The sequence below is a fragment of the Alkalilimnicola sp. S0819 genome, assembly GCF_009295635.1.
Classification (GTDB): domain Bacteria; phylum Pseudomonadota; class Gammaproteobacteria; order Nitrococcales; family WHIW01; genus S0819.
Map to the genome: position 1 here is coordinate 103,761 of NZ_WHIW01000005.1, position 26,284 is coordinate 130,044.

Consider the following 26,284-nt stretch of genomic DNA (forward strand, 5'->3'; position numbering starts at 1 on the left):
ACACAGAGCGAAGGAGGGCCGCATGGCAGGCGCCAGTGATAGTTTTCACGAACCGTTCGAACTGCTGAGCAGTGAAACCAGGGACATGCACCGGGCACTGGTCTCGCTGCAGGAGGAGCTTGAGGCGGTGGACTGGTACCGCCAGCGGGCTGATGTCTGCACCGACGACGAGTTGCGCGAGATTCTGCTGCACAACATGCGCGAGGAAATGGAGCACGCGGTGATGGTGCTGGAGTGGCTGCGACGCCGAAACAGCGATTTCTCCTCCTACATGGATACCTACCTCTACACCAAGGCGCCCATCATCGAGGTGGAGGAAGCGGATACCGACAAGAGCGGGACCACGACCGGGCAGCCCGAGGAGCCGGCCGAACAGCTGACGGGGGGCGGTTTCACCATTGGTTCGCTGAAGAAGGGACGCCGCTAATGCATTATCTGAACCGACACAGTGCACCGTTCCCGGCCGAGATCTGGCGCGAGATCGACGCCGCCGTGGCCGCAGCGGCCAGCGACCTGCTCACCGGCCGGCGTTTTCTGGACGTGGAAGGCCCCTACGGTGTGGGCCTGACCTCGGTGGAGATCGGCGCCGACGACTTCTGCCGTCAGCCCTCCGCCGACGAGGCCGGTGCCGTGGTCAGCCGCGCGGTCGCCGTGCCCATGCTGCGCAAGTCCTTCGGACTGAGCGTGCGCCGCCTGCAGGGGCATCTGGAGATGGGGCTGCCGATGAACTTCAGCCCGGCGGAAGATGCCGCCGAAGCCGTGGCGCGCCGCGAGGAAGAGTTCATCTACTACGGTAATCCGGACTTCGGCCTGGAGGGGTTGCTCACCGCCGCCGGTCGCCACGAGGCCAAGGCGGGGGATTGGAGCAAGGTGGAGCAGGCCATCAACGATGTGCTCGCCGCCGTCACCCGCCTGGACGAGTCGGGCTTCCACGGGCCCTACGCCCTGGCGCTCTCGCCCAAGCTCTACAACAACCTTTTCCGCCGCTACGAGGGCAGCGACATGCTGCAGCTCGAGCATCTCAAGCGGCTGTGCGAGCTGGGCGTCTACAAGGCGCCCATCACCGGCGGCGTGCTGGTGGACGGCCGTGCCGGCCGGCTGATGATCGGCCAGGACATGGCCACCGGTTACGGCAGCAACGACGGCATCCACCACCAGCTGTTCGTCGCCGAGAGCCTGGTGCTGATGCTCGACGAGCCCAGCGCCATCTGTGCACTCGCCGACGGCAAGCGCTGAGGTGGAATCGCAGCGCCAGGCTCCGGCCCGGCGTGCGCTGCGTGGGGCGATTCGGTCGCTGTCGGCGGCGGGCTCCGCCTCGGACCCCGAGCTGGCACGACGCCAGCTGCACGCCTACCGGCGCTATCTGCAGGCCCTGGAGCGTGATTGGCGCGAGGTGCAACGCCCGCCCCCGGGCGTCGACATTGTCGAGCCCGAACAGCCCGCCGAGGGCCTCTACCGTCTGCCGGTGCTGGAACGGCGCCGGGTGGACGCGGATCTGTTCGTGCTGACCCTGCCCAGGCCCCGGGCCTTTCGCTTCCAGCCGGGGCAGCACGTCAAGCTCGGCCTGAACGGGCGGCGCCACAGCTATTCCATCGCCAGCGCGGCGGACGCCGACACCCTGGAATTCTTCATCGAGCGCCGCCCCGGGGGCGGGCTGTCCGAGCGCCTGAGCCGGGTGCGGGTCGGCGAGGCCGTGATCATGGCGGCTCGCGCCAGCGGCCGGCTGCGCCTGGACCCGGGCTACCGCCAGCACCTCATGCTCGCCACGGTGACCGGGGTCAGCCCGTTTCTCAGCATGCTGCGCAGCCGCCCGCAGGGCGCCCAGTCCCGTTTGTGGCTGTTACACGGTGCGAGCTACCGAGACCAGTTCGGCTTCGATGCCGAACTGGCGCAGCGAGCCGCGAGCGATCCCGCTTTCGACTACCTTCCCGCCGTCAGTCGCCCTGAAGAGGTGCGCAACGCAGGCTGGGCCGGGTTGCGGGGTCGCCTGGACGCGCTGCTGCCGCGCCTGCTCCGGGAGCGGGGCCTGTCGCCAGCGGATACCGCCATCTATGCCTGTGGGCATCCCGACATGGTGGATACCGTCAGCCGCCAACTCGCCGATAGCGGTTTCAGCCTGCAAACGGAGCGCTACTGACCGGCGCGACTGTCGCAGGGCCGTAGCGCCTGTAAGCCGTACGCAACGACTCTAGCGTCGCCCGCCCGCCAAGCCCTTGCCACGAAGCCTTGGGAAACAGCCACTTTGCCCGACCGACAGCGCTTGGCATGGAACCTGCGAGGGCTCAGAGGCGTTCAACCACTAAGGAGAAAGGCGATGAAAAAGCTCGTGATCGCAACCACGGCCCTGGGGCTGGTGCTCTCCGGCGCCGCCCTGGCACAGGACAGCTATAACGTCGCGCACAACAGTGTGGCGCTGTTCGGTTCGGCCGCCTTCGACGACGGCAACGCCAATGCCGTCGATAACTCCGCCGCCGTCAGCGGCTCCCTGAACGAGAACGACCTGAGCACCGACAACAGCGTCGAGGGTTCGCTCAATGCCGACGTCAGCGATTCCGGCAACACCGACAACAGCGTCAACGGTACCGGCAATCTGGCATTGAGTAACTCACTGAACACCACCGTGCGGGATTCCGGCAACATCGAGAACAGTGGCAACCTGGGGATCTCGGTGGACGCGGCGGTGGCGTGGAGCGATCTGGACGGCACCGTGGCGAACAACACCTCCACCACCGTCCTCAGCTCCGACCACGACGCGCATAACTGCGTCAGCGGTGGCTTTGCCAACGCCGCCGGCGTGACGCAGTTCCAGCAGAACGCGGCCCCCAATGCGCTCACGCAGCAGGACGTAGTGGTGCAGGCCAATATGCGTTTGAGCAGCGCCAACTAGAACACGGGGCTCGGCGCCTCGGTTCGCCCCTGGAGCGGCCCGCCTGGCGGGCCGCTTCTTCTTTCCCCGCGTTGACACAGTGTTCCTTCCTGCCCCTTGGCGTGTCGCCACTGCAACACGCTGCTCCTTTCGCAAATGGCTGTCTCCTCAGAGAGATACGGCGGACGCTCCCGGTGTCCGACAGCGATGTGCTGCGTCCCCTTTACGCCGGGCGTGGTCGTGAGCCGGCAGGCAGGGCGGCGCAAGCCGCCGAGGGAGCGGCTCGGGCCGAGTGTGGCGGAGTTGGCACGGACCGTGCTTCATATCGGCTGACCCCTAGGGGGCAAGGCGGCGGCGCCGCCTCACTGATCCCGCCGGATTGCGGGTCCAAATAGCCAACAAGGAGTTCTACCCATGAAAAAGCATCTGCTGATCGCTTCCACCGCGCTGGGCCTGGTCTTGTCCGCCGGCGCTCAGGCGCAGGACGACATCGATGTGATCGACAACAGCATTGCCGCCGGCGACTCCGTGGCCTTCGATGACAACAACGCCAATGCCGCCCTGGGCTCCCTGGCCATCGCCAATTCGGGCAACGGCAACGACCTGAGCGAGGACAACAGTGTCCAGGATTCCGGTAACCTCACCGTGGCCGACTCCGGCAATACCGACAACAGCATCAACGATTCCCTGAACACGGATATCGCCGATTCCGGCAATCTGACGGTGCGTGACTCCGGCAACACCAGCGATTCCCTCAACACCGAGCTGGACGTGGACGCCGTGGTGGCCGTAAGCACGCTCGCCGGCACCGTGACCGGCAACACGAGCAACACCGCGGACAACTCCACGCTGACGGCTAGCAACTCGGTCTCCGGTGATGCCTTTGCCGGTGCCGCGGGCGTGACCCAGTTCAGCCAGAACAGCGGCGCCAACTCGCTCGCCCAGCAGAGCGTGACCGTGCAGGCGAACATGCGCCTGAGCAGCTCTGGCGGCTAAGCGCGTCTAGGTCGAGGGCGGGCACGCCCGCCCTCGACGCTTCCAAGCCCAGCTATTCACACCAGGGAGTCATAGCATGCCTGACATGAAGCGGATTCTGCCCTGCGTTCTTGGTCTGAGCCTGCTCGGTGCGGCCCAGGCCACGCCGCCTACGGATGGTGTCGCCCTGGGGCAGGCCGTGGCTGACAGTGAACTGAACCACAGCCGCGGCCGCACCAGCCTGCACCGCGTGGAACTCAGCGAGATCAGCGAAAGCGCCGTGTTGAGCGGCAACAGCGCAGCGGGTGCCCGGACCGGCGCCAACACCGTGCTGCGCGGGGCCTTCGCCGGCATGAACGGCGTCAACAGCGTGATCCAGAATAGCGGCAACAACGTGATCATCCAGGACGCCACCATCGTCAACGTGCATATGCAATAGGCGAGGGAAACCATGAGCAAGCCCAATCGCGTCTGCTGGCGGGCCGTGCTGGGGGGGCTGGCGCTCGCCGGCGGCGCGCCGGTGATGGCGGGCCATGTCGCGCTACCCGGTGTCGACGGGGCGCGCGTGCCGGTGGAAAGCTACGCCGAGCAGCGCTTTCGCGATGTGGTCAAGCAGCAGTATGACTTCAGCTGCGGCTCGGCCGCGCTGGCGACCCTGCTCAGCTATCATTATGGGCTGGCGACTACGGAGCAGGCCGTGTTTCAGGCCATGTACGAGGCCGGAGACCCCGCGCGTATTCGCCGCGAAGGCTTCTCCTTGCTGGATATGAAACGCTACCTGCAGGCCCGTGGCCTGAATGCCGACGGCTTCCGCATCTCCCTGGAGCGCCTGGGGCAGGTGGGCGTGCCCGCCCTGGCCCTGGTGAATCTGCAGGGCTATCAGCATTTCGTGGTGGTCAAGGGCGTGCGAGCCGAGGAAGTCCTGGTCGGCGACCCTTCCCTGGGCCTGCGCAGTATGTCCCGGGAGGCCTTCGAGGCCGCCTGGAACGGCATCTTCTTCGTCGTGCGGGACAGGCTTGAGCTGGCCCGCGCCTCCTTCAACCGCCCCGGGGACTGGCGGCTGCGTGCCCGGGCTCCACTGGGGAGCGCCTTCCAGGGGCCGGGCTTGGCGAGCTTTACGCTATCCCTGCCACGGCGCGGCGACTTCTAAGGGCCATATCATGCACACCTTTACACGAGGTTCCGTCGCTGGGGAAGCACACCGTTCGTTCCTTGGGGGGCTGGCCCTCTGGCGACAGCCGGATTCCCCTCGGCCGCGGTTGTGGTCGGCGTGGCGCGGGCGTATGGCCGCGAGCCTGTGGTTTGCCCTGGTCGCCGCTCCGATCCCGAGCGTGGCCAGCATACCGCACTGGGCGAGCTGGCCCAGGGTGGCGGATGCCGAGCTGGCTGAATTGCGCGGCGGTTTCGTCGGCAATGATTTTCGCATTGATTTCAGCTTCGAGCACATTGTCCGGATCAACGGCGAACTAAGGGCGCACACCGTCATGCGCCTGCCGCTGGATGCCGCGAACGGTGGGGGTGCCGGCGTACAGCTGGTGCAGAACGGTGCTGGCAACCAGGTCGCGCTGCAGGCGGGGGACGGGGCGCGGCTGGCGCGGGGGCTGGGCGCGCTGACGGTAGGCCCGGGCGGGGTACAACACGGTGCCACGGCGATGGCGACGGTGATCCAGAACACGCTGGATAATCAACTGATTCAGAACCTGAAGCTCATCCGGGTGGATTTGTCCGGGCTGGGAAGCATTCGCCAGATGGGCTGGCAACAGCGGGTCGATCAAGGGGTGGTGGAGTCGCTGCGCTGAGGCGTGGCGCGGGGCACCCGGTAGGGGCCGGTCATCCACCGGCCCCTGCGCTACCGCGTCCTACCAGCTCATAGGCAGCTTGAGGGTGAGTTGGAGATCTGGCGCCTGCTCGGTAACGCCTATTCCCAGCGACAGGTTCAGATTGGTGGCCGCGCTCAGACGGTGGGAGACGCCCAGCAAGAAGCTGCCCACCTGAAAGCGATCGAAGGTGGCGTCGATGCCGGCATCGTTTTCCCGCCGCGTCTCGAACACGATGCTGTGGTCATAGCCCAGGCTGAAGGAGGTGCGGTCGTTGATGGCGAAACCCAGCCCGAAGCCAAAGCCCAGCGCATCGCCCGGATCGATCTTGCCGATGGTGCCGCCCACGTCCCGTTCGATATTCCACAAATAGCTGATGCTGCCGTAGAGGATGGCGGGGTCGCTGGGGTACAGGAAGGTGAGGCTGGGCTGCACCGACCAGAAGCCCGAGCCGGTAGGCTGTTCGGCGAAGACTTCGCTGATCAGCACCCCATCCTTGTCGCGCAGTTGCTGTCGGTCCACCTCGAACGGGTCCCGGCCGGTGCGCGATTTCACCCGCAGATTGCCAATGACGTAGGGCCAGCCATTGCGGGCCTGGTTGAACTGGTAATGCAGACCGAACTCGATGTCCCCCAGCCCACTGCCATCGGAGTCCCGGATCAGGTCGCTGTTGTTGCCCTGCAGGAGCTCTCGCTCGCGCACGCTCTCTTCCTTGTAGGTCCACGGCACGCGCAGGTCCACATCCAGCCGTCGGCTCAGGCCGTAACGAAACCCCAGGCCCAGGGTGAGGGTGTCGCGCTGGGTTTCGCTGACATTGATCAAGCCGATGGCGATGGCAGGGATGACCGTGTAGCCATCGATGGCGACCTGGGTGGCAGTGGAATGGACGTACTGCAGGGAGGGTTCGAAAATCAGCTTGCCCTGGGGGGTGAGTACGCTGCGTTCATCGAAGATCGCCGCGACATCGGCCTGCCCGGGGGCGCTTGGCTCGGGTGTGTCGTCCGCCTGTGCCAGGCCCCAGGTACTCGCGGCCAGCAGCAGGCTGGTGAACTTTCGCATGGTCAAACTCCATTTTATTGTGGCGGGCGTCCTGGCCCTTCCCCGCAAGGCTTCGCGGGGCCCTTGTTGCCGCCGCGCTGCTCGTCCCAGAGCGTGACGCGGCGTGCCGGCCGATGATCGACTGCGGCCTGTTGCTTGCGGTCCCGTGCCTTGGCTGCTGTCCGCTTCGACGCCATCCGCTGGTGCCCCCTTCCCGGCTCGGCCGTTACTCCTGGGGAGACACAAGCAAACACTTTGCCATCTCGCAACCGGCTGATATGGCGGCCTTTTTTTCAGGGCGCCCGGCCGCGCCCTGCATCAGTCTTGTGGCGCCTGTTCAGTGGCTGAGGCGGAACTTGTCCATCAGCCGGTACAGGGTGACGCGGGAAACACCCAGCCGGCGGGCGGCCTGGGAGACGTTGCCGCGGGTATGCTCCAGGGCTTGCTGGATTGCGGCCTGCTCGGCCTGGGCACGGGCCTGGCTGAGGGTGGTGGCGCCGATTAACCCGGTGCCACGCTCCAGCCCCAGTTCGGCGGGTCCGATCAGGCGTTTTTCGCACATGATCATGCTGCGGCGCACTCGGTTGATCAGCTCCCGGACATTGCCCGGCCAGTGGTGTTCGCGCAGACTCTGCAGCGCCTGCTGGCTGAAGCCGCGCACCTGGGGGTTGCGATCGGCGCTGAAGCGTTCGAAGAAAAAACGCGCCAGGGTCTCCACATCGTCCAGCCGCTCGCGCAGCGGGGGCATGTCCAGTCGCAGCACATTGAGGCGGTAGTACAGGTCTTCCCGGAAATGGCCTTCCCGCACCGCCTGTTCAAGGTTGACATGGGTGGCGGCGATGACGCGTACGTCCACGTGGATGCTCTGGTTGGAGCCCACCCGCTCGATTTTCTGCTCTTGCAGGAAACGCAGCAGGCTGGTTTGCTGATCCAGCGGCAGATCGCCGATTTCGTCGAGGAACACGGTGCCGCCGCTGGCGGATTCGAGGCGGCCGAGCTTGCGCTGCTGGGCCCCGGTGAAGGCGCCCTTTTCATAGCCGAACAGCTCGGATTGAATCAGGTTGGCGGGCAGGGCGCCGCAGTTGACCGCGACGAAAGGGCCGTTGGCTCGCTCGGAGCGCTCGTGCACCGCCAGGGCCGCCAGTTCCTTGCCGGTGCCGCTCTCGCCCTGGATGAGCACCGGTGCGTCCACATGAGCCACCTTGCGGATGTTTCGGAACAGCCGGCGCATGATCGGACTCGCGCCCACCATCTGGTACTCGCTCTGGGGGCCTTCGCTGGGCGGCGTGCTGGTCTTCAGGCTGGCCATGCCGTAGGCATGGCCCAGGGTGACCTCGAGCCGGTCCAGGTCCGCGGGCAAGGTGTGAAAGTCGAAAAAGCAGCTCTGGATAAGGCGCCGCAGGCCCTCGTGGGCAAGCCCGCTGGCGGGGAGCATGGCGACCCATTCCACCGGGCTGTCGGCCAGGACGGTGTCCTGGTAGCCGGCGTCCGCCTTGTCGCCAAGCAGCGCGAGGCCCACCCGGAAATCACCGCTGGCGCTGAGCTCGCGTAAACGCTTGGTATCGGAGATGGTGAGTACGTCCCAGTGTCGGTTCAGGGACTGAAGATCGAAACCCGCTTCCACGCCATCGGGTTTCAGGCATAAGAGTTTTCGTTCACCCATAAAACAAGCCTTCCCTGCTCGTTTGATTGGAGTTTTTTATCGGCCTTGCTGTACCGCAACGCAACATGGATGATCCACTTTCTTGCGCCACTATGCAATCCCCCGTGGTCGGCGTAAAAACTCTCCGAGGGGTAGTCGCTGTCTGGTTCGGTGCCGTGGAGATTCGCTGGTGATTCGAACTGCGGGACTGGAGGATTTGTCGGCACTGCTGGTGCTGGAGGCGCAGGCTTTCGCCGGCGACAGGATCAGCCGGCGAAGCTTCCGCCATCTGCTGACACGGGCTCATGCACTGACTTTGGTGGACGAACGGGACGGGGGGCTGGCCGGTTACGTACTGTTGCTGTTTCGCCGCGGCCTGTCGTTGGCGCGGTTGTACTCCATCGCGGTGGCGCCTGACTGGCGTGGCCAGGGAGTGGCGAGCGGGCTGGTGACGGCGGCGGAGCACGCGGCGCTGGATCATGGCTGTGTGCTCATGCGCCTGGAGATCCGCCGCGACAACGCGCCCTCCCAAGCGCTGTTCGTCGGCCTGGGCTACCGGCCCTTCGGCGAGATAAGCCATTATTACGAGGACGCGGCGGATGCGCGGCGTTACGAGAAGTATCTGCACGCCCAGCCCGGCGCCCCGGTACGCCGCGTGCCCTACTACCCGCAGAGCCTGCCCTTTACCTGCGGGCCGGCCTGCCTGCTGATGGCCATGGCGGCGCAGGACCACAGCCTGCGCCCCGACCGGCTCGAGGAACTGCATTTGTGGCGCGAGGCCACCACCATCTACATGAGCTCGGGCCATGGCGGCTGCGGCCCGCACGGTCTGGCGCTGGCAGCGCACCGGCGGGGATTCGATGCGAGCCTGTACCTGGGTGCGCCGGGGCCGTTGTTCATGGATTCGGTGCGAGACCCGGGCAAGAAGGCGGTCATGGCGTTGGTGCAGGAGGATTTCATGGCCCAGTGCCGCGCGGCGGGTCTGGCCGAACATTTCGGGGCGCTGGGCCTGGACGTGCTGGAGGCGTGCCTGCGCGACGGCGGCCTGGTGCTGGTATTGATCAGCTCCTGGCGTTTCTATCGGGAGAAGTCTCCCCATTGGGTAGTGCTGAGCGGAATGGATGAGCGTTTCTGCTATATCGCCGATCCCTGGCTGGATGAGGATTCCCGCCGGGCCCCCACGGATTGCCTGCAGGCGCCGGTGCCGCGGGGGGAGTTCGAGCGCATGGCTCGTTATGGGCGGGCCAACGAGCAGGCGGCGGTGGTCATCGGCCCTCGGCGAGGGGCGCGCTGAACCATGGGCCGATTGCTGATCGTGGTGGATGCGCTCAAGGACTGGCGCCCCTATTATCCCAGCGAGAATCTCATCAGCGTCGACGATTACCTGTTCGGGGGCTGGCGGGATGCGCCCGCCGGTACCCGGGTGATCAATCTCTGCCGCCGCTACAAATACCTGTCCACCGGTTACTACTGCTCGCTGCTGGCCGAGGCGCGGCGGCATCGGGTGCTGCCCTCGGTGCGCACCATCAACGATCTGAGCCGCAAATCCCTGTACAGCCTCAATCTGGAGGGGCTGGGGAATGAGGATCTGCAGAAGCCGCTCGACAAGGTTTGCGGCCCACGGGAGCAGCACCACACGCTGCTGGTGTATTTTGGCCGCACCGAGCGCCCGGAATTGGCAGAGCTGGGGCGACAGTTGTTCGAGGTCTTTACCGCGCCCATCCTGCGGGTGGACTTTCGCCGTCAGGAGCAGTGGCGTATCCACGCGGTGAGCACCCAGGGTTTTCACAAACTGGTGGGGCAGGAAGAAGATTGCTTCGCCGAGGCGTTGGATACTTTCAGCCGGCGTATTTGGCGCCGAGCGCGCGCCCGACGCCCGGCCCGCTACGATCTGGCCATATTGCAGAATCCCGGGGAGGCGCTGCCGCCCTCCAATACCAAGGCCTTGAAGCATTTCATCCGCGTGGGGCGGGAGCTGGGCGTGGAGGTGGAGCTGATCGAGAAGCGCCACTATGCGCAACTTGCCGAGTACGATGCCCTGTTCATCCGCGAGACCACGGCGATCTCCGACCACACCTACCGCTTCGCCACCCGCGCCGAGAGCGAGGGGCTGGTGGTGATGGATGATCCGCAATCCATCCTGCGTTGTACCAACAAGGTCTATCTGGCCGATTTACTGCAGACTCACAAATTGCCCACACCCCGGGGGCGGATACTGCACCGGGGGCGACCGGCTGATCTGGCGCACCTGGAGGCGGAACTGGGCCTGCCGTTGGTGCTGAAAATCCCCGACGGTTCCTTCTCCCGGGGCGTGATCAAGGTGCACAGCCGTGAAGAGCTGCCCGGGGCGGCCGCCGAGCTGTTCCAGCGCTCGGAACTGATCCTCGCCCAGGAGTACGTCTACACCGAATTCGACTGGCGCATCGGGGTGCTCAACCGTAGGCCCATCTTCGCCTGCCGCTACTTCATGTCGAAGGGCCACTGGCAGATCGTTCAGCACGGCCCGGACGGGGCCTTCAGCGAGGGGGCGGGGGAGGCCATGGCGGTACACGAAGCCCCGCCCGCGGTGGTGAAGACCGCGGTGAAGGCGGCGGGGTTGATCGGTGATGGGCTCTACGGGGTGGACCTCAAGCAGACGCCGAAGGGGGTGTATCTGATCGAGGTTAACGATAACCCCAACCTGGATGCGGGGGTGGAGGATGGATACCTGGGCGATGAACTCTACCGCGTCGTACTCGGGGAGTTCATGCGGCGGGTGGACCTGTGCCGAGGCCGCTCCCGCTGATCCAGATCAAGTCTGTCCCCGCCAGGTTCGCCTAGCATGCCTCCATGATCTCGGGGCTTGGCCCCCCAGGCGCTGAGCAGGCAGGAGGCGCGTGCCATGGAACCCGTCCGCTTCGATGCGGCCCTTTACCGCAAGTACGACACCGCGGGGCCGCGCTACACCAGCTACCCCACCGCGCCGCAGTTCCACGAAGGCTTCGATGAGAGCGCCTATCGGGAACAGGCGCGGCTCGGCAACGAAGACCCCATCCCCAAGCCGCTCTCGCTGTATGTGCACATCCCCTTCTGCGAGAGCCTGTGCTACTACTGCGCCTGCAACAAGATCATCACCCGGCACCGGAACAAGTCGGTGCGGTATCTGCAATACCTGAACCGGGAGATCGCGCTGCAGGGGCGGCTGTTCGACGATGATCGGCAGGTGGAGCAGTTGCACTTCGGCGGCGGCACCCCGACCTACCTCAGCGACGAGCAGTTGCAGGCGCTGATGGTCGAGCTGGGTCAGCGTTTCAACCTGGCCGAGCCCGCCCGGCGCGAGTTCTCCATTGAGGTGGACCCCCGCGCCCTGGGGCCGGAGACTTTGCCGGTGCTGGCCGCCGAGGGCATGAACCGGATCAGCATGGGGGTGCAGGATTTCGACCCGGCGGTGCAGCGGGCGGTGAACCGCCTGCAGAGCTTCGAGCTGACCGAGGCCGCGGTGCGCCAGGCCCGCGAGAGCGGTTTTCGCTCCGTGAGCCTGGACCTGATCTACGGCCTGCCGCTGCAGAACCTGGCAAGCTTCGAGCGCACCCTGGATCAGGTGCTGAGCCTGCGTCCCGAGCGCCTCGCCATCTACAACTACGCCCATCTGCCCCATCTGGTGAAGGCTCAGAAGCTCATCCGCCAGGCCGATCTACCCAGCCCCCCGGTGAAGCTGCAGCTGCTGGCGTTGAGCATCGAGCGGCTCACCGCCGCGGGCTATGTGTACATCGGCATGGATCACTTCGCCCGCCCGGACGATGAGCTGGCGCTGGCCCGCGAGCGCGGAGACCTGCAGCGCAACTTCCAGGGCTATTCCACCCACGCGGATACCGACTTGGTGGGGCTGGGCAACACGGCCATCGGCAAGCTGGCCCACAGCTACAGCCAGAACCTGAAGACCCTGAACAGCTACTACGCCGAGCTGGATGCCGGCCGCCTGCCCGTGTGGCGCGGCGTGCGCCTGGACGATGACGATCGGCTGCGCCGGGATGTGATCAACCGCCTGATGTGCCAGGAGCGGCTGGATTACAGCGAGGTGGAGGAGCGCCACCACATCGTCTTCCGCAATTACTTCGCCGCCGAACTGCGGGCACTGGAAAGCATGGCGGTGGACGGGCTGCTGGAGATCGAGCGCCGCGGCTTGCGGGTGACCCCGGTGGGGCGGTTGCTGCTGCGCAATATCGCCATGGTCTTCGATAGCTACCTGAACCACGACCAGGGGCAGACGCGCTTCTCGCGCACCGTCTGAGCAGGTCTCAGGCGGCCATCTCCCGGCGCAGCAGCGCAATCACCGGGGCGGTGTCCGGCATCGCCCCGCGCCAGAGCCGGAAGGATTCGGCGGCCTGTTCCACCAGCATGCCCAGCCCATCGCAGGCGAAGCCCGCGTTGCGCGCCCGCGCCCAGCGCACGAAGGCGGTGGGTTCGGCGGCATAGACCATGTCGTAGCAGCCGGCCCCGGCGGCCAGCAGCGCCTCGGGCAGGGGCGGGAGTTCACCGCTCAGGCCCGCCGAGGTGGCGTTGATGACGATATCGAAGGTCTCCCCCGCCAGCGCCGGATACCCCATGCCTTGGACCGGAACCTGGCCCTGGAAGTGGGCGGCCAGTTCCTCGGCGCGGGCCGGGGTGCGGTTGGCGATGAGGATCCGTGCTGGCGCTTCGGCCAGCAGCGAGGGCATCACGCCACGGGCCGCACCGCCGGCCCCCAGCAGCAACAGGCGGCGCCCGCCAAGGTGCGCGCCCTGGGCGTGCAGATCCCGCACCAGGCCGACGCCGTCCGTGTTGTCCCCATAGAGCGTACCGTCGTCGCGCAAGGCCAGCGTGTTCACCGCCCCCGAGCGCTCGGCGCGCTCGCTGCGTGCATCAGACAAGGCCCAGGCTTGCTGCTTGAAGGGCACGGTGACGTTCAGGCCGCGTCCGCCCTCGGCGAGAAATCGCCGCACGGTCGCCTCGAAGGCGTCCAGCGGCGCCAGCAGCTTCTCATAGCGCATGGCCTGCCCGCATTGCTCGGCGAACAGGTCATGGATGCGTGGCGAGCGGCTGTGGGCGATGGGGTTGCCGATCACGGCGTAGCGATCCATGGCGTATCTCTTAACCGAAAGCGGTCTGCAGGGCCCAGAAGAATATGACGGCGAGAAAGCCGCCGGCGGGGAGCGTGACGATCCAGGACATGAAGATGGTGCGCACCACGCTCAGGTCCAGCGCCGCCAGGCCGCGGGCGAGCCCTACGCCCAGTACCGCCCCCACCAGCGTGTGGGTGGTGGAGATAGGCAGGCCCGTGCCCGAGGCCAGCACCACGGTGGTGGCCGCGGAGAGTTCGCAGGCGAAACCGCGGCTGGGGGTGAGCTGGGTGATGTTCCGGCCCACCGTGGCGATGACCCGCGCGCCCAGCATCAGCAGGCCGGCGACGATGCCGATGCCGCCGATCAGCAGCACCCACACCGGCAGGCCCGCGGATTGGCCCACATCGCCGCCGCTTTGCACCACGCTGATGATGGCGGCCATGGGGCCCACGGCATTTGCCACATCGTTGGAGCCGTGGGCGAAGGCCATGGCGCAGGCGGTGACGATCATCAGCACGCCGAAGATTCGTTCCACGTTGGTGTAGTGGGATTCCCGATCGGCATTGGGATCGATCTTGATGCGGTTGATGGCGAGTTTGCCGATTACCGCGACGACCGCGCCCACCAAGGCGGCGTAGGTGTAGGCCTCCACGGTGCTGAGGTCCATGTTCAGGTTCTTCAGGCCCTTCAGGAAGGTCACCAGAGACATCATGAAGCCGGTGAGAAAGATGTAGATCGGCACGCAGCGTTTGGCGGCCCGTACCGGGTCGTCGCGGTCCAGGATCAGCGTCTGCACGGTGCGGAACATCAAATAGGCGATGCTGCCGGCGAGCAGCGGCGAGACCACCCAGCTGGCAACGATGGTGGCCACTTTCGGCCACATCACCGCCTCCCAGCCCAGCGCGGCGATGGCGAAGCCGACGATGGCGCCGATGATGGAGTGGGTGGTGGAGACAGGCCAGCCCATGCGCGAGGCGATCAGCAGCCAGCAGCCGGCGGCCGCCAGAGCGGCGAGCATGCCCCAGACCAGGATGTCCGGTTGCCCCATGACCAGGCTGCCGTCGAGGATGCCCTTGCGGATGGTGGCGGTGACCTGGCCGCCGGCGAGCACCGCCCCGGTGAACTCGAACACCGCCGCGATGATCACGGCCTGCTTGATGGTGAGCACGCGGGAGCCCACCGAGGTGGCCATGGCGTTGGCCACGTCGTTGGCGCCGATGCCCCAGGCCATGAACAGGCCGAAGGCGGCCGCCAGAATCAGGTAGATGGTGCCGTATTCCATAGGGTGTTCCCCTGGGTTCTTTCGGGCGTTGGAATTACTTGGCGAGCATGAGCTGCAGGCGGCTGCCCACCCGCTCGGACAGATCGGCGAGCTTGCCGGTCCACTCGATGATCTTGTAGAGGAAGATCACGTCCACCGGGGGTAGCTCGTCCTCGAGCTTCTGCAGCTCGGCGCGGATGCGAATCTGCATGTTGTCGGTGTCCTTCTCGACCGCGCTCAGCTCATCGAGCAGCCTGCTGACGCGCTCCACCTCGGAGCCGCGAAAGCCGGCCTCCACCAGTTCGTCGAACTCGTTGACCACCCGTAGGGCCACGTTCACCGCTTCACTGGAGCGGCGCAGATAAGCGAGAAACTCTTCGCGGATAGCTTCGGGCAGGCTCATCTTGCGGCCCAGCACCAGGCCCGCGATGTCCTTGGCCTGGTTGGCGATGTTGTCCTGGGCACGCAGCAACTCCAGCAGGTCCCGCCGGTCCACCGGCATGAACAGGCTGTTGGGCAGATGCAGGCGCAGCTCGGTTTTCATCTCGTCGGCCTCGTCCTCCAGGGCCGCCACCCGCTGCTGGGCGCGGGCGACTTCCGCGTAATCGGCGCGGGCTACGGCGCTGAACAGGGGGATGAGCTCGCGCACGCAGTCGGCGACCTTGTTCATGTGCTGCTGCAGCGGCTTGACCGGGGAGCTGCCGAAAATGCCGGAAAAATAGCTCTTCTGGATCATTGCGTAGGTCCTGTGCAGGGGGCGGTTTCAGGAATCCTGGAGCCAGCGAACCGCATCGGGTGCGTAATAGCTGAGAATGCCGTCAGCGCCGGCGCGCTTGAGGCTGGTGAGCGCTTCCAGCACGCAGGCCCGTTCGTCCAGCCAGCCGGCTTGGGCGGCGGCCTTGAGCATGGCGTACTCGCCGCTCACCTGGTAGGCGAAAGTCGGGGCGCCGAAGCGCACCTTCACCCGGCGAATGATGTCCAGATAGGGCAGGCCGGGCTTGATCATGACCATGTCGGCGCCTTCCGCCAGATCCAGCTCCACCTCGCGCAAGGCCTCGTCGCTGTTGGCCGGGTCCATTTGGTAGCTGTGCTTGCCCGCGCCCTTGAGGTTGCCCGCCGAGCCCACCGCGTCGCGGAAGGGGCCGTAGAAGGCGGAGGCGTATTTGGCGGCGTAGGCGAGGATGCGGGTGTTGCGGTGATCGCGCGCCTCCAGGGCGTCACGGATCGCGCCGATGCGCCCGTCCATCATGTCTGAGGGGGCCACCACATCGGCGCCGGCCTCCGCGTGGCTCAGCGCCTGGCGCACCAGGGCGACGCTGGTCTCGTCGTTGAGCACGTAGCCGTCTTCGTCCACCAGGCCGTCCTGGCCGTGGCTGGTGTAGGGGTCCAGGGCCACGTCGGTGATGATCCCCAGTGCCGGCAGCTCGCGCTTGAGCGCGCGTACGGCGCGCTGGGCGAGGCCGTCCGGGTTCCAGGCCTCTTCGGCACCCGCGCTCTTCTGCGAGGCGTCTACCACGGGGAACAGGGCGATGGCGGGGATGCCCAGCTCCGCCGCCCGCGCGGCCTCTTCCAGCAGCAGGTCGATGGAGCGACGTTGCACGCCGGGCATGGAAGCCACCGGCTCGCTGCGCTGCTCGCCTTCGAGCACGAACAAGGGGTAGATGAAATCGTCCGCGCCGAGGTGGGTTTCGCGCATCATGCGCCGCGAGAAATCGTCACGGCGCATGCGGCGCAGGCGGGTTCGGGGAAATCCGGGCCGGGGGTCCGAGGGCATGGGCACTCCTGACTGACCTTGGGGGTTCACAGACCCGTGCGGGGGCAAGCTGCGCGGATTATGCCTGCAAAGCCGGTTGTTAACAAAGATGTCATGAAGGGTGTGGTAATCGGCGACCATGGGGGCGGTCAGTGTCGCCTCAAGGCCGGTGGGGCGGGTCCAGATCCAGCTGCTTGCGGGCCCAGTCCAGCACACGTTGCACACGGGGCGCGCACATGGCCTGGGCCTGGGCGAGGCTCACCCAGCGATACTCGTGGTGCTCCGGCCGGCCCAGTTCCTCGGAAATGCCCATTACCACGCGCTGCTCGGTGGTCTCCGCCAGGTGGTAACGGGCGACCTTGCCGCGGGCGTAGGGCCCGGTTTCGATGAAGTCGTGGCCCCAGTGAAAGGCCAGTTCGGTGATGCCGGTCTCTTCCTGCACCTCGCGCAGGGCGGCCTCGAAGGGGGTTTCACCCCGCTCGACGCCACCCTTGGGGAAGTCCCAGTACTGGTAGGCGCGCAGTAGCAGAAAGCGCCACTCGCCCCGCTCCCTGCGGATCACGACCACGCCGGAAGAGAGGGTGCGGATGCGCATGGCTCAGGCCTGCTGCTCCGGGTTTCCGCCGTGGTAGGCGGGGCTCAGTTCATGCACCGCCTGTACCATCGCCGCCGCGTGCTCCGGCGGTACCTCCGGGTGGATGCCGTGGCCGAGGTTGAACACATGGCCACTGCCGGGCCCGTAGCTGGCGAGCACCTTGGCCACTTCCGCGCGGATGACGTTCGGCGGGCCGTACAGGGTGGTCGGGTCCAGATTGCCCTGCAGGGCCACCGTGTCGCCCACCCGTCGGCGGGCGTCGCCCATGTCCGTGGTCCAGTCCAGGCCCAGGGCGTCGAAGCCGGCCTCGGCCATGCTCTCCAGCCACTGGCCCCCGCCCTTGGTGAAAAGGACCACGGGAATCTTTCGGCCGTCCGGTGTCTCGCGGCGCAGCCCCTGGAGGATGCGGGCGCAGTAGGCCAGCGAGAACTGCTGGTAGGCCTCGGGGTTGAGCACGCCGCCCCAGGAGTCGAACAGCATCAAGGCCTGGGCGCCGGCTTCCACCTGGGCGTTGAGATAGTCGGTGACCGCGGCGGCGGTGCGGGTGAGCAACTGATGGAGCACATCCGGGCGCTCGTAAATCATGCCCTTGATATGGGCGAAGAACTTGCTCGGGCCGCCTTCCACCATGTAGGTGGCCAGCGTCCAGGGGCTGCCGGCAAAGCCGATCAGCGGCACCCGCCCGTTGAGCTCGCGGCGGATCAGGCTTACCGCGTCCATCACGTAGCCCAGGTCATCGAAGGGGTCGGGGATGGGCAGGGAGTCCACGGCGGCGGCGGAGCGCACCGGGTTCCTGAAGCGGGGCCCCTCGCCGGGCTCGAAGTACAGGCCCAGGCCCATGGCGTCGGGAATGGTGAGAATGTCCGAGAACAGGATGGCCGCGTCCAGCGGGAAGCGCTCCAACGGCTGCAGGGTGACCTCGCAGGCGAGCTCGGGGTTCTGGCACAGGTCCATGAAGGAGCCGGCCTTGGCGCGCACCTCGCGGTACTCGGGGAGATAGCGGCCGGCCTGGCGCATCATCCACACCGGAGTGCGGTCCACAGGTTCGCGCGCCAGGGCGCGTAGCAGCCGGTCGTTGCTCAGTTCAGTCACGGATTGATAACCCACCACTAGAAGAACGGGGCGTCAGTTTAGCACGGGCCGTGGAGAGGGAGAGGAGGGGTGCAACCGCGGAGCGCTGAGATCCGCAGAGGGAAAAGGTTCACCACAACGACACAGGCGCGCCAAAGCGCCAAAGAAAGACCGATAAGGCGCTTTGTGCTGTCGCGCACTGTCCGTGCCGGTGTTTTTTTAAGGCGTTTCGCCTTTCCTCTGCGAGTCTCTGCGCCTCCGCGGTTAAACGACGTCAGACGTCCAGGTAGTTGAGAATGCCCTTGGCGGCCTCGCGGCCCTCCCACACGGCGGTGACCACCAGATCCGCGCCACGGACCATGTCGCCGCCGGAGAAGATCTTCGGGTTGCTGGTCTGGCCGCAGAGCTCTCCCTTGGCGATCTTCACCCGGTCGCGTTCGTCCACCTCGATGTTGAAGTCGTCGAACCAGGGCGCGGGGCTGGGGCGAAAGCCGAAGGCGATGATCACCCGGTCGGCGGGAATGATTTCCTCGCTGCCCGGCACCGGCTCGGGGCTGCGTCGGCCGCGCTCGTCCGGCGCGCCCAGACGGGTGGTGATGACCTTCACGCCTTCCACCCGGCCGTTGCCGACGATTTCCACCGGCTGGCGGTTCCACAGGAACTGCACGCCCTCTTCCTTGGCGTTGGCTACCTCGCGGCGGGAGCCGGGCATGTTCGCCTCGTCCCGGCGGTACGCGCAGGTGACGCTGGCCGCGCCCTGACGGACAGAGGTGCGATTGCAGTCCATGGCGGTATCACCACCGCCCAGAACCACCACCCGCTGGCCTTCCATGCTGATGTACTCGCCGCCGTAGCCCATCAGCCGATTGATGTTGGAAACCAGGAAGGGCAGCGCCTCGTGTACGCCTTCCATGTCCTCGCCGGGGAAGCCGCCACGCATGTAGGTGTAGGCGCCCATGCCGAGAAATACGGCGTCGTATTCCGCCAGCAGCTGGTCCATGGTCACGTCCTTGCCCACCTCTGTATTGAGGCGGAACTCCACGCCCATGCCTTCCATCAGCATGCGCCGGGTCGCGATGACCTCTTTTTCCAGCTTGAAGGGGGGGATGCCGAAGGTGAGCAGGCCGCCGATCTGCGGGTATTTGTCGAACACCACCGGCTGCACGCCATTGCGCACCAGGATGTCGGCCGCGCCCAGCCCGGCGGGGCCGGCGCCGATCACGGCGACCTTCTTGCCGGTGGGCACCACGCCGTCCATGTTCGGGCGCCAGCCCTGCTTGACGGCTTCATCGGTGATGTACTTCTCCACCGAACCGATGGTGATGGCGCCGAAGCCGTCATTGAGGGTGCAGGCACCCTCGCACAGCCGGTCCTGGGGGCAGACCCGGCCGCAGACTTCCGGCAGGGAGTTGGTCTTGTGGGAGAGCTCGGCGGCCTCGAACAGATTCCCCTCGGCCACCAGTTTCAGCCAGTTGGGGATGTAGTTGTGCACCGGGCACTTCCACTCGCAGTACGGGTTGCCGCACTCCAGGCAGCGCCCGGCCTGGGCGCAGGCCTGATCCTGCTCGAAGCCGGCGTAGATCTCCTTGAATTCCCGGATGCGCTGCTCGGGGCTGATCACGCGGGGCCCCTGGCGGGGGACTTCGATGAACTGGAAAACGTTCTTGCTCATGTCGGTATGCTCTCTCGGCTCGCCGCCTCAGGCGGCGCGGCGCAGGGTGTCCAGCAGGCTCTGGATGTCGGCGGCCTTGGGTTTGACCAGCCAGAACTTGCCCACGTAATCGCGGAAGTTCTCCAGCACCTCCCGGCCCCAGTCGCTGCCGGTTTCCGCCACGTAGTCGGCGATCAGGTTGCGCAGATAGCCGCGGTGGGCCTCCATGCTCTCGGAGAGCAGGCGGTTGATGTCGATCAGCTCATGGTTGTAGCGGTCGACGAACTGGTTATCCAGGTCCAGCACGAAGGCGAAGCCACCGGTCATGCCCGCGCCGAAGTTCAGGCCCGTGGCGCCCAGCACGCAGACCACGCCACCGGTCATGTATTCGCAGCCGTGATCGCCCACCCCTTCGACCACCGCCAGCGCACCGGAGTTGCGCACGGCGAAGCGCTCGCCGGCCAGCCCCGCGGCGTAGAGCTTGCCGCCGGTCGCGCCGTACAGGCAGGTGTTGCCGATGATGGTGGTCTCCTGGGTCTTGAAGACGCTGCCAGCGGGCGGGTGAATGACCAGCTTGCCGCCGGCCATGCCCTTGCCCACGTAGTCGTTGGCATCGCCTTCCAGGTGCATGTGCAGACCGCCGGCGTTCCATACGCCGAAGCTCTGGCCGGCGGTGCCGGTGAGTTTCAGCACGAGGGGCTTGTCGCTCATGCCCAGATTGCCGTGGCGGCGGGCGATTTCGCCGGACAGTCGCGCGCCGATGGAGCGGTGGGTGTTGCGCAGGGTGTAGCTGAACTCGCCGCCGCTCTTGGCCTCGATGGCGGGCAGGGCGTCGGCGACCATCTGCTCGGCAAGCTCTCCCTTGTCGAAGGGCAGATTGCGCTCCACACCGCACAGCCGCGGCCGCTCGGCGGGTACGCCGGCATCCGACAGGATGGGGCTGTAGTCCAGCCGGCCCTGACGCTCGGTTTCGCCGGGCAGCACTTCCATCAGGTCAGTGCGGCCCACCAGGTCCTCCAGGCGGCGCACGCCGAGCTTGGCCAGCCACTCGCGCACTTCCTCGGCGACGAAGCGGAAGTAGTTGGAAACCCGCTCCGGGCTGCCGATGAAGTGCCGCAGCCGCAGCACGTCCTGCTGGGTGGCGACGCCGGTGGGGCAGTTGTTCAGATGGCAGATGCGCAGGTACTTGCAGCCCATGGCGATCATGGGGGCGGTGCCGAAGCCGAAGCTCTCCGCGCCCAGGATGGCCGCCTTGATCACGTCCAGGCCGGTCTTCAGGCCGCCGTCGGTCTGCAGGCGGATGCGATCGCGCAGATTGTTCCTGCGCAGTACCTGGTGGGTCTCGGTCAGACCCAGCTCCCAGGGGCCGCCGGCATACTTCACCGAGGTCAGGGGCGAGGCGCCCGTGCCGCCGTCGTAGCCGGCGATGGTGATCAGGTCCGCGTAAGCCTTGGCGACACCGGCGGCGATGGTGCCCACGCCGGCTTCCGCCACCAGTTTTACCGAAACCAGCGCTTCCGGATTGACCTGCTTCAAGTCGAAGATCAGCTGCGCCAGATCCTCGATGGAGTAGATGTCATGATGCGGCGGCGGCGAGATCAGCGCGACACCCGGCATGGAGTAGCGCAGCCGGGCGATGATGTCGTTGACCTTGTGACCGGGTAGCTGGCCGCCTTCGCCGGGCTTCGCGCCCTGGGCCAGCTTGATCTGCAGCACCTCGGCGTTGACCAGATAATGGGGCGTTACGCCGAAGCGGCCGGAGGCGATCTGCTTGATCTTGGACATGCGCTCGGTGCCGTAGCGGGCGACATCCTCGCCGCCCTCACCGGAATTGGAGCGCGCGCCCAGGCGGTTCATGCCGATGGCCAGCGCTTCGTGGGCCTCCGGGGAGAGGGCGCCCAGGGACATGCCGGCGGAATCGAAGCGCTGGGTGATGGCCTCGATGGGCTCTATCTCGTCCAGCGCCAGGGGCTGCTCCGCAAGCTTCAGACCCAGCAGATCGCGCAGCACCGTCACCGGGCGGGTGTTCACCAGCTCGGCATAGCGCTTGTAACGCTGGTAATCACCGGTTTCCACCGATTCCTGCAGCGCGCGCACCACCTCCGGGTTGTAGGCGTGGTACTCGCCATTGTGAACGTACTTGTAGACGCCGCCCTGGTTGATGGGCTTGCGCTTGGCCCAGGCCAGCTCCGCCAGTTGCTGCTGGTCTTCTTCCAGATCGGCGAAGTTGATGCCCTGGATGCGGCTGGTGGTGCCGGTGAAGCACAGATCCACCACCTCGTCGTGCAGGCCGACGATTTCGAACAGCTGCGCGCCGCGGTAGCTGGCGATGGTGCTGATGCCCATCTTCGAGAGGATCTTGTACAGGCCCTTGTTGATGCCCTTGCGGAAGTTGCTGCCCAGCTCCAGTCGCTCGGCGGCCTTGATCTCGCCGGTGCGCAGCTGATCGGCCAGCACATCGTAGACCAGGTAGGGGAAGACAGCGGAAGCGCCGTTGCCGATCAGTACGGCAAAGTGGTGCGAATCCCGCGCCGTGCCGGTCTCGACGATGATGTTGGCGCTGCTGCGCAGGCCTTCGCGCACCAGACGCTGATGCACCGCGCCGGTGGCCAGCAGGGCGTGAATCGGCAGCTTGCCTTCGCGGATCTGACGATCGGACAGCACCACCAGGGTCTTGCCCGCGCGCACGGCGGCCTCGGCCTGCTCCGCCACAGCCTCGATGGCTGAGCGCAGGCCGCGGGCCGGGTCGTAGTTCAGGTCGATGAGTTCGTGAGCGTAGTCCGGGTCGTCCTGGCGCAGCAGGGCACGGAACTTGGCGCCCGAGAGCACGGGGGATTCCAGCACCAGGCGCTTGGCGTGGGCCTCGGTCTCCTCGAACAGGTTCTTCTCGCGGCCCAGGCAGGTCTCCAGGGACATGACGATCTGCTCGCGCAGCGGGTCGATGGCCGGGTTGGTGACCTGGGCGAACTGCTGGCGGAAGCTGTCGTAGGGGGAGCGCAGCTGTCGGGAGAGCACCGGGAAGGGGGTGTCGTCGCCCATGGAGCCCACCGGCTCCTGGCCGCCCTGGGCGGTGACCCGCAGCACCAGTTCACGTTCCTCGAAGGAGACGTTGAACATCTTCTGGTAGGCCAGCACCGCGGCGCTGTCCAGGGGCTCGGCCTGGTCGGCCGGGTCATGTTCCACGGAATGGGCGTGGGCCGCCAGCCAGCGCTTGTAGGGCTTGCGGTTCTTCAGCTGCTCGTCGATGTCCTCGGGCAGCAGCAGCTCGCCGGTATCGGTGTCGGCGGCGAGCATCTGACCGGGCTTGAGCCGGCCCTTGCGCACCACGTCCTCGGGCTGGTAGTCCCACACGCCGATCTCGGAGGCCAGGGTGATGTGCCGGTCCTTGGTGATGACCCAACGCGCCGGGCGCAGGCCGTTGCGATCGAGCACACAGCCGGCGTAGCGGCCGTCGGTGAGGACGATGCCCGCCGGACCGTCCCAGGGCTCGATGTGCATGGAGTGGTATTCGTAGAAGGCTCGCAGGTCCGGATCCATGGAGTCCACGTTCTGCCAGGCCGGCGGCACCAGCAGGCGCATGGCGCGGAACATGTCCACACCACCGGCCAGCAGCACCTCGAACATATTGTCCATGCTGGAGGAATCCGAGCCTTCGCTGTTCACCAGCGGGCGGATGTCGTCCATGTTCGGGATCAGCGGCGATTCGAAGATGCCGGCCCGGGCATTGGCCCAGTTGCGGTTGCCTTCGATGGTGTTGATCTCGCCGTTGTGGGCCAGGTACCGGAAGGGCTGTGCCAGGCGCCACTGGGGCAGGGTGTTGGTGGAGAAGCGCTGATGGAACACGGCGAGCGCCGCCGCCATGCGTGGATCCTGCAGGTCCAGGTAAAACACCGGCAGATAGCTCGGCATCACCAGGCCCTTGTAGGAGAGCACGCGGCTGGAGAGGCTGGCGATGTAGAACACCTCATCCTCGGCCAGAGCGTTCTCGGCGCGGCGGCGGCCGATAAACAGATGCCGCTCCAGGTTTGCCTCGCTCATCTGCGCCGGGGCGTTGACGAAGAGTTGCTCGATCAGGGGGAGGCTGGCCAGCGCTTCTTCACCGCAGGCCTCCGGGTTCACCGGCACCGGACGCCAGCCGGCTATGGTGAGGCCCTCGGCCTGCAGTTCCCGTTCCATGGTCTCCCGGGCGATCCGGGCGGCGCTCTCGTCCTGGCTCAGGAAGACGGCGCCCACGGCATATTGTTCACCAAGAGGGATCCCGGCTTCGTCCGCCACGGCGCGCAGGAAGGAATCCGGGCGCTTCAGCAACAGACCGCAACCGTCGCCGCTTTTCATGTCGGCGGCCACCGCGCCGCGGTGGGTCATGCGTGTCAGTGCCTGGATGGCGGTCTTCACCAGCCGGTGGCTGGGGGTGCCGTCCATGTGGGCGATTAGGCCGAAGCCGCAATTGTCCCGCTCGAATTTGGGGCGGTACAGGCCACGATGTTCGCTGTTTTGATAGCTCACGGGAACAAGGCCTCTCTTGTGTTGAACGATAAACCAAGCCCTCTCGGCGCGCCGCGGGCGGGTTGGGCGCGGCACCGGGTTTGGCGCCGCGGAACCCCTCTCGGCGAAAAAAAAGGCGAAGCAGTATACAGTCGGCGCCGCGCCGCATCAATAAGAAACGGTTTCGGCAGGCTCGCGGTGACAGCTAAGCGGGTCTTGAGAGGCGAGAGACGGGGCTCGGGTGGCGGGCGGCTTCAGGCCGCCCGGTGGTAATGGTTGAGGGTGCGCTGCAAGGCGGTGTCATCGAAATCGCGGCTGATCACGGCATCGCCCAGTGCCCGCAGCAACACCAGGCGCAGTTGGCCGGCCTGGGCTTTCTTGTCTACGGCCATCAGGTCACGAAAGCGCTGCGGGTCCAGGTCCGTCGGCGGCGCGGTGGGCAGTTCCAGCGCGCGCAACAGGGCCTCTACCCGTTGCCGGTCCTCGGTCGCGAGCCAGCCCAGTTCCGCTGACAGCCGAGCGGCCATGGCCATGCCCGCGCTCACCGCCTCGCCGTGCAGCCAACTGCTGTAGCCGGTGTGGGTCTCCACGGCATGGCCGAAGGTGTGGCCGAGATTGAGCAGGGCGCGCTGACCCTGTTCGCGCTCGTCGGCGGCGACCACTTCGGCCTTGTTGCGGCAGGAAGCATACACAGCGTCTATCAGGGTGTCGCCGTCACCCGCCAGCAGGGCTTGCGGGCGCGCCTCCAGCCATTCCAGGAAGGGCAGGTCGCGGATCAGGCCGTATTTGACGACCTCCGCCAGGCCCGCCCGCAGTTCCCGCGGCGGCAGGGTGGCGAGTGTGTCGGTATCGGCCAGCACCAGTTGCGGCTGGTGGAAGGCGCCGATCATGTTCTTGCCCAGGGGGTGGTTTACGGCGGTCTTACCGCCCACGGAGGAGTCCACCTGGGCGAGCAGGGTGGTGGGGATCTGGATGAAGTGCACGCCGCGCTGGTAGGTGGCGGCGGCGAAGCCGACCATATCGCCGATCACGCCCCCGCCCAGGGCGATGAGGGTGCAATGGCGATCGTAGCGGCCTTGAAGCAGCTCATCGTAGATGCGCCCGGCGGTTTCCAGGGTCTTGTAGCGCTCGCCGTCGGGCAGGATGAGGGTGCCTGGGCGGTAGTCCGCCAGGCTGTCCTGCAGGCGGGCCAGGTACAACGGCGCAACGGTCTCGTTGCTGATGATCAGCACTTGGCTACCGTGCACATGGGGGCGGATCAGCTCCGGGCGGTCCAGTAGCCCGGGGCCGATATGAATGGGGTAGCTACGCTCGGCCAGTTCCACGATGAGGGTTTGCATATCCTGGGACACTAGAGAGTCTCCGTGGGCCGCGCGGCCCGCTCCAGTTGTTCGGTGATGTGCCGCACCAGGCTTTTCACGCCGCCGCGGTCGGTGTCGACGATCAGATCGGCGACCTCCCGGTACAGCGGGTCGCGCTCGGCGAGCAGGGCGGCGAGCCGGGCGCGGGGGTCGGCGGTCTGCAGCAGCGGGCGGTTGCGATCGTGACGGGTGCGCTGCAGTTGCCGATCCACCGAAGTGCGCAGGTAGATGACGGTGCCCCGGCCGCCAAGGTGGCGGCGGTTGTCGGGAGTGATTACCGCGCCGCCGCCCGTGGCCAGCACGATGCCCGGTTCGCGGGTGAGTTCTTCGATCAGGCGCGCTTCGCGCTCGCGAAAGCCGGCCTCGCCCTCGATCTCGAAGATCACCGGGATGCGTACCCCGGTGCGCTCTTCCAGGCAATGATCGCTGTCCACGAAGCGTAGCCCCAGCGCCTGGGCCAGGCGCCGGCCGATGGTGCTCTTGCCCGCCCCCATGGGGCCGACCAGAAAGATGCTGCGGCTGGCTGAACTCATGAGGGCAAACTATACCAGCAAACGCCTCGCTCCCGCGTCCCTGCGGTCGGTGGGTCAGGGAAGTTTATCCGTGCCACCCCGGTGTGGGAGCGGCGTTGGTCGCGAGCCCCGCAGATGCACGGCAAGCGAAAGAAAGGGCCCCGCAGGGCCCTATA

Annotated in this window: 23 protein-coding genes; 11 read left to right on the plus strand and 12 right to left on the minus strand. The window is 66.5% G+C overall.

Going from position 1 to position 26,284, the window contains the following annotated elements; genetic code table 11:
- Nucleotides 1-22 precede the first annotated feature (22 nt).
- From GBG68_RS06160 to GBG68_RS06195, 8 genes are all read left to right on the plus strand, one after another.
- On the plus strand, nucleotides 23-427 hold the full coding sequence (locus tag GBG68_RS06160) for an encapsulin-associated ferritin-like protein (RefSeq protein WP_152146055.1): 405 nt from the start codon (nucleotides 23-25) through the stop codon (nucleotides 425-427).
- A complete protein-coding gene (locus GBG68_RS06165; RefSeq protein ID WP_152146056.1) occupies nucleotides 427-1,236 on the plus strand; it encodes a family 1 encapsulin nanocompartment shell protein in 810 nt (269 codons plus the stop codon). Before GBG68_RS06160 ends, GBG68_RS06165 begins: the two co-directional genes overlap by 1 nt.
- Before the next feature lies 1 nt (nucleotide 1,237).
- A complete protein-coding gene (locus GBG68_RS06170; protein ID WP_152765546.1) occupies nucleotides 1,238-2,137 on the plus strand; it encodes an FAD-binding oxidoreductase in 900 nt (299 codons plus the stop codon).
- Between the two features lie 177 nt (nucleotides 2,138-2,314).
- Nucleotides 2,315-2,887: a hypothetical protein gene (locus tag GBG68_RS06175; protein WP_152146058.1), complete on the plus strand. Its 573-nt coding sequence runs from the start codon at nucleotides 2,315-2,317 to the stop codon at nucleotides 2,885-2,887.
- 393 nt (nucleotides 2,888-3,280) lie between these two features.
- On the plus strand, nucleotides 3,281-3,862 hold the full coding sequence (locus GBG68_RS06180; RefSeq protein ID WP_152146059.1) for a hypothetical protein: 582 nt from the start codon (nucleotides 3,281-3,283) through the stop codon (nucleotides 3,860-3,862).
- Nucleotides 3,863-3,938: 76 nt separating this feature from the next.
- Entirely contained in the window at nucleotides 3,939-4,280 is a 342-nt protein-coding gene (locus tag GBG68_RS06185) for a hypothetical protein (RefSeq protein ID WP_152146060.1), read from the plus strand.
- Nucleotides 4,281-4,292: 12 nt separating this feature from the next.
- Nucleotides 4,293-4,991, plus strand: coding sequence for a C39 family peptidase (locus GBG68_RS06190; RefSeq protein ID WP_152146061.1), 699 nt, complete (start codon nucleotides 4,293-4,295; stop codon nucleotides 4,989-4,991).
- 133 nt (nucleotides 4,992-5,124) lie between these two features.
- Entirely contained in the window at nucleotides 5,125-5,640 is a 516-nt protein-coding gene (locus tag GBG68_RS06195; RefSeq protein ID WP_152146062.1) for a hypothetical protein, read from the plus strand.
- Between the two features lie 60 nt (nucleotides 5,641-5,700).
- On the opposite strand, the gene GBG68_RS06200 is transcribed toward GBG68_RS06195, so the two are convergent.
- Nucleotides 5,701-6,717, minus strand: a complete 1,017-nt coding sequence (locus GBG68_RS06200; protein WP_152146063.1) for a hypothetical protein — start codon at nucleotides 6,715-6,717, stop codon at nucleotides 5,701-5,703.
- Between the two features lie 316 nt (nucleotides 6,718-7,033).
- Nucleotides 7,034-8,359 carry a sigma-54 dependent transcriptional regulator gene (locus tag GBG68_RS06205; RefSeq protein ID WP_152146064.1) on the minus strand — a complete coding sequence of 442 codons (1,326 nt, stop codon included), beginning with the start codon at nucleotides 8,357-8,359 and terminating at the stop codon, nucleotides 7,034-7,036.
- 169 nt (nucleotides 8,360-8,528) lie between these two features.
- Between GBG68_RS06205 and GBG68_RS06210 the strand changes: the two genes are divergently transcribed.
- The 3 genes from GBG68_RS06210 (at nucleotide 8,529) to hemN (ending at nucleotide 12,608) form a co-directional block, all read left to right on the plus strand.
- The gene (locus GBG68_RS06210) at nucleotides 8,529-9,632 is read left to right on the plus strand and encodes a GNAT family N-acetyltransferase/peptidase C39 family protein (RefSeq protein WP_152146065.1); all 1,104 of its coding nucleotides are present in this window, start codon (nucleotides 8,529-8,531) and stop codon (nucleotides 9,630-9,632) included.
- A 3-nt stretch (nucleotides 9,633-9,635) separates the two neighbouring features.
- Nucleotides 9,636-11,123 carry a RimK family protein gene (locus GBG68_RS06215; RefSeq protein WP_152146066.1) on the plus strand — a complete coding sequence of 496 codons (1,488 nt, stop codon included), beginning with the start codon at nucleotides 9,636-9,638 and terminating at the stop codon, nucleotides 11,121-11,123.
- Between the two features lie 96 nt (nucleotides 11,124-11,219).
- On the plus strand, nucleotides 11,220-12,608 hold the full coding sequence (gene hemN, locus GBG68_RS06220; RefSeq protein ID WP_152146067.1) for an oxygen-independent coproporphyrinogen III oxidase: 1,389 nt from the start codon (nucleotides 11,220-11,222) through the stop codon (nucleotides 12,606-12,608).
- Nucleotides 12,609-12,615: 7 nt separating this feature from the next.
- On the opposite strand, the gene aroE is transcribed toward hemN, so the two are convergent.
- The 10 genes from aroE to aroK form a co-directional block, all read right to left on the minus strand.
- Nucleotides 12,616-13,437 (minus strand): shikimate dehydrogenase, encoded by an 822-nt coding sequence (gene aroE, locus GBG68_RS06225; RefSeq protein ID WP_152146068.1) that lies wholly within the window; start codon nucleotides 13,435-13,437, stop codon nucleotides 12,616-12,618.
- Nucleotides 13,438-13,447: 10 nt separating this feature from the next.
- The gene (locus GBG68_RS06230; protein WP_152146069.1) at nucleotides 13,448-14,701 is read right to left on the minus strand and encodes an inorganic phosphate transporter; all 1,254 of its coding nucleotides are present in this window, start codon (nucleotides 14,699-14,701) and stop codon (nucleotides 13,448-13,450) included.
- Between the two features lie 34 nt (nucleotides 14,702-14,735).
- Entirely contained in the window at nucleotides 14,736-15,416 is a 681-nt protein-coding gene (locus tag GBG68_RS06235) for a TIGR00153 family protein (RefSeq protein ID WP_152146070.1), read from the minus strand.
- A 27-nt stretch (nucleotides 15,417-15,443) separates the two neighbouring features.
- The gene (gene hemB / locus GBG68_RS06240; RefSeq protein ID WP_152146071.1) at nucleotides 15,444-16,454 is read right to left on the minus strand and encodes a porphobilinogen synthase; all 1,011 of its coding nucleotides are present in this window, start codon (nucleotides 16,452-16,454) and stop codon (nucleotides 15,444-15,446) included.
- 139 nt (nucleotides 16,455-16,593) lie between these two features.
- Nucleotides 16,594-17,028, minus strand: a complete 435-nt coding sequence (locus GBG68_RS06245) for a bis(5'-nucleosyl)-tetraphosphatase (protein ID WP_152146072.1) — start codon at nucleotides 17,026-17,028, stop codon at nucleotides 16,594-16,596.
- A 3-nt stretch (nucleotides 17,029-17,031) separates the two neighbouring features.
- Nucleotides 17,032-18,120 (minus strand): uroporphyrinogen decarboxylase, encoded by a 1,089-nt coding sequence (hemE, locus tag GBG68_RS06250; RefSeq protein WP_152146073.1) that lies wholly within the window; start codon nucleotides 18,118-18,120, stop codon nucleotides 17,032-17,034.
- Between the two features lie 253 nt (nucleotides 18,121-18,373).
- Nucleotides 18,374-19,771, minus strand: a complete 1,398-nt coding sequence (locus GBG68_RS06255) for an FAD-dependent oxidoreductase (protein WP_152146074.1) — start codon at nucleotides 19,769-19,771, stop codon at nucleotides 18,374-18,376.
- A 27-nt stretch (nucleotides 19,772-19,798) separates the two neighbouring features.
- The gene (gltB, locus tag GBG68_RS06260; protein WP_152146075.1) at nucleotides 19,799-24,256 is read right to left on the minus strand and encodes a glutamate synthase large subunit; all 4,458 of its coding nucleotides are present in this window, start codon (nucleotides 24,254-24,256) and stop codon (nucleotides 19,799-19,801) included.
- Between the two features lie 233 nt (nucleotides 24,257-24,489).
- Nucleotides 24,490-25,575: a 3-dehydroquinate synthase gene (gene aroB / locus GBG68_RS06265; RefSeq protein WP_152146152.1), complete on the minus strand. Its 1,086-nt coding sequence runs from the start codon at nucleotides 25,573-25,575 to the stop codon at nucleotides 24,490-24,492.
- A gap of 11 nt (nucleotides 25,576-25,586) precedes the next feature.
- Nucleotides 25,587-26,129 carry a shikimate kinase AroK gene (gene aroK / locus GBG68_RS06270; RefSeq protein WP_152146076.1) on the minus strand — a complete coding sequence of 181 codons (543 nt, stop codon included), beginning with the start codon at nucleotides 26,127-26,129 and terminating at the stop codon, nucleotides 25,587-25,589.
- Nucleotides 26,130-26,284 lie beyond the last annotated feature (155 nt).